Source organism: Ancylomarina sp. YFZ004, assembly GCF_054254355.1.
In genome coordinates this window covers 1-3,768 of record NZ_JBTCHQ010000025.1, presented here as the reverse complement: position 1 = coordinate 3,768, position 3,768 = coordinate 1, and the positions used below count along the sequence as shown (strand labels likewise).

The 3,768-nt window shown below is 31.1% G+C and carries 3 protein-coding genes; 2 read left to right on the top strand and 1 reads right to left on the bottom strand.

Annotated features, from left to right (window positions below; genetic code table 11):
• Positions 1-892 precede the first annotated feature (892 nt).
• The gene (locus ACXR6G_RS20020; RefSeq protein ID WP_458363232.1) at positions 893-1,468 is read left to right on the top strand and encodes a replication/maintenance protein RepL; all 576 of its coding nucleotides are present in this window, start codon (positions 893-895) and stop codon (positions 1,466-1,468) included.
• Between the two features lie 347 nt (positions 1,469-1,815).
• Here the strand turns inward: ACXR6G_RS20020 and ACXR6G_RS20015 are convergent, their stop codons facing one another.
• On the bottom strand, positions 1,816-2,442 hold the full coding sequence (locus ACXR6G_RS20015; protein ID WP_458363231.1) for a hypothetical protein: 627 nt from the start codon (positions 2,440-2,442) through the stop codon (positions 1,816-1,818).
• A 525-nt stretch (positions 2,443-2,967) separates the two neighbouring features.
• Here ACXR6G_RS20015 and ACXR6G_RS20010 point away from each other — a divergent pair.
• Positions 2,968-3,768, top strand: an 801-nt coding sequence (locus tag ACXR6G_RS20010) for a hypothetical protein (protein WP_458363230.1), incomplete at its 3' end; no start/stop codon positions are given.

The window sequence follows — 3,768 nt, the reverse complement described above, 5'->3', positions numbered from 1 at the left end:
GGATTTCGTGAGAAATGGCAAAAAGAATTAGATCAAAAACAAAATAAATTAAAGGGCCCAGGAAGATAGCAAGATGGAATCAGGCAAGCTGATTTTTTTTAATCACGCTTCGCCTGATTATGAGATACTTAAAGGAAATATAGTTATAGACAAATCAAGTAAATGTTATAATATTGCTTTTTCAACATCTGATTTTCAAGTGATTAAGAAAGATTAATAGTAGAAATGTTATAATAAAACTCCTTCTCATCGTGAATATTGAAATTAAATCATAGAAATCTTATAATAGCTAAGAGTGTTTTTTTTGAGCAAGTAGGAATCACGCAAGCGGATTTTTTTAATCACGCAAAGCGTGATTATGAGAGAGTTACGAAATAACTATAATTACTTTTTTGACCTAAAATAGTTATTTTAAAAAAACACCTCTGATTATCAATGATTTAACTTTGAAATATAGTTGTATTATAGTTATTTATAGCTAAAACAAACTCTTAAATCAACAGAAACAACTCTAGGATAACTACACATCCACCACACTGAAATGCTGCTTATCTCTCTCACAAGTTCGAGCAGATCCTATCCCATTCGGGATATCTTCGATGTATTTAGGGGGATTTATATACTTATTAATTAAAAAAACCCCATTGTATTGGGGGTACAATGCCATTGTACTGGGGGGGTAACACTGTTGTACTGGGGGTACAATGGATTGATTTTGCAATTACCTTAAAATTAGATAGTAAAGATCTAACTGTTTAGCATATTGTATAAACAAAGAAGAGAAGGTAAGAGAATAAATAAAAAAAAACACTTTAAAATACAATAGGTATTGTATTGTAGAATATAATGGGTACGTTTGTTTTTAGTATCTCATATTATATTTCTCTATACAATGGAAAACGTCATAAAAAACACTGAATTTAACGTAAATGCAACTACTGGAGAAGTACTTTCTTTTGATAGAACAGAAACTGTTTTAGTTGAAAAAGAGCCACAATACTACAAAGTCTACACAAAAGATATTAGTAATATACTAGGACTTAATAATGCGCAAAAAGCAGTTTTTCAGTGTTTAGCATCTAGTATGGGTTTTGACAACCTAGTTGTTTTAATAAAGCCTATCAAACGTAGATTAGCAGAGATAACGGGCTATTCAGAGAATACTATAACAAAAGTAATAGATCAATTATATAAATTGAAAGTGCTTATAAGATTAGAAAAAAGTGTTTATCGAGTAAATCCTAATTTAGTTGCAAAAGGAAGTTGGGAGAAAATAAAAGCTCTACGTTTGGTTTTAGAATACAGTGAAAATGGAAGAACTATTGAACTTGAAGAAGTAACTTCTAAGAAAATAACCTTTAAAGAGAAAGAAGAATTTCATCAATACACATTAGATGAAGCCATTCAGCAAGAAAAAACAAGCCAACCAGGCTCAGGAATTAAACAAAGTACTGAATTTGATTCCTAAACATTCTTTTAGTTAAAAAGCTAAAAAAATCCCACATTAGCGTGAGCGAAATTTAGAATAGTGCGTAGCACACCAAATAATAGAAATGGTGTGCTGCGCACTATTACAAATTGGGGACTAGTCCCCAAACCCCTAGGATTTACAAGCTTTCTGAACTAATAGAATTATATATTTTTTTGGAAAAAACACTTTTTTATTCTGAATATTAATAAAAGACCTAAAATAATTAAAATAGGTGTTTTAAAATATTCTAACCCATTAAAATCATTAAACATCAAAATAGGATATAAGCTTATTCCTCCTAATAATTTAAATTTATCATTCATTATTTTGAAATTAGGTTATTATCAGCCTCCTGCGCATCCTAGAGCTGCAACACCTGTGTAAAATGCAGCAACGCCACCACAAGGCACACATCCAACTCCAGCTGCAACGCTAAGTGTCGTAACCATTACTCCTACGTGTGAGCTGTATATATTTCCCATACAATCCATCCATCTAGATCCCCAAGATTTTAATGTTTTAGGATTAATTGGACTTATAGATTCATTTAAAAAATAAGTTGTAGTTGAATTTTCTTCATCAAACACAAAATCTAAAACTTGAGAATACACTTGTCCATCTCTTTCTACTATAGAACACATTGTCCAAGGAGAATCTTTTAATGGAATCATAGTATTCTTGATAATAATACCATTTTCATCTTTAAATTCTATTATTGTAACATTTTCAACATCCCAAGAATTAAGTTCACTTTTTACAAAGCTACTCTTTAATTTACTTCCTAAAATTACATCTGTACTTACACTTAAGACTTCACCTTTTACTTTTATACCTAATTGATTAGATATATTATTTATTTCCTTATTTAACACAGAATATTCTGAATCAATTTTCACTTCATCTTTTGATTCTTCATCACATGCATTAAGCACAAATAAAGCCATCAATAAAAACAATAGATTTCTTTTCATAGTTAATTTTAAAATTATTAATAATGGCAAATCTAATATTAACAATTCATTTTTTTTATTGTCAAATCTGTCAAGTTTAAAAAACTCTAAAAAAAAAACCCTGATATTTCTACCAGGGCATTCTCATAGTATCGGATTTGGTGCTGATAAGTTGCATCCCTGCAGAGCTTATTTCCTCCCGCACCGACAATTCAAAGATATATAATAATATTTACTTTGCAAGATTTTTTTTAACCCCTTCTCATCTTAGGTTATAGCACACTATAACCCTACACTTCGTTTTTCTGGGCTGTGCGCTCTACGAGGTTTTTATTATCTTTGAAAAAAAGGCAATAAACTATGGAGAAATCATCGATAAATATTCAGCCGATAAAAAGTAATTCTGAATCTCACAATCTTAGAAAAACAGAGCTTGACTATGTGTTCTCCAACAAAACACATCTGAATAGATCTATCGTGATGGACGAAATTGGTCCAACACGAAAGAGATTAGAAGATCTTTACAAAGAAAAGACAGGACAGAAAATGCAAAAGAAAGCAACACCAATAAGGGAAGGCGTTGTCATAGTGGGGCAAAAAAACACAATGAATGATCTTGTTAAAATGTGTAGTAGGATCGAAAAGGAATTAGGAGTTAAATCAATGCAGATCCATCTTCATGAAGATGAAGGACACCAGGATAGAGAGTCCGGAGAATTTAAACAGAATCGCCATGCTCACATTGTTTTTAACTGGATGAATGAAGAAACGGGAAAAAGTATTAAGCTCAATAAGCAGCATATGGCACAAATGCAGACTATTGTTGCTGAATCGCTTGGTTTGAAGCGTGGTCAGAGTAGTGATAAAAAACATCTTCACTCTATGGAGTTCAAAGCTCAAGCTGAATTTAAAAACTCAATAAATTATCAAGTTCAAGCTTCAGAAGCAAAAAAGAACTTGCGAAATATTAAGCTCGATCATAAAGCTGAAAATGTTACTCATAACATCAAAAAGAACGTTTCTCAAGCATTTAAACGGTTAGGTAGAGTAGATGAAGCGAGTAAACTTAAAGAGTCTTTAGATATCCTTAAAATGAATAAAAAAGAGCTTCAAGGATCTAATCTTAATTTAAACCAAAAGCTTGAAAAAAGTGTTCCTTTATCTGAATACGAAAAGATTCAAAACACTCTAGAGGATAAAGAAAGAGAGCTTGAAAGCCTAAGAAAATCACATAAAGACAAACAAGAACAAATTGAAATAAGAGATAATTCTATCTCTAAAATCCTCTTAGGCTTTGATAAAGGAAGAGTCGAACAGGATGATTTTACAAAGTTTTATGAAGAGAAT

Coding starts and splice junctions, on each gene's coding strand:
- ACXR6G_RS20020 (WP_458363232.1), top strand. CDS start 893: ATGGAAAACGTCATAAAAAACACTGAATTTAACGTAAATGCAACTACT.
- ACXR6G_RS20015 (WP_458363231.1), bottom strand. CDS start 2,442: ATGAAAAGAAATCTATTGTTTTTATTGATGGCTTTATTTGTGCTTAAT.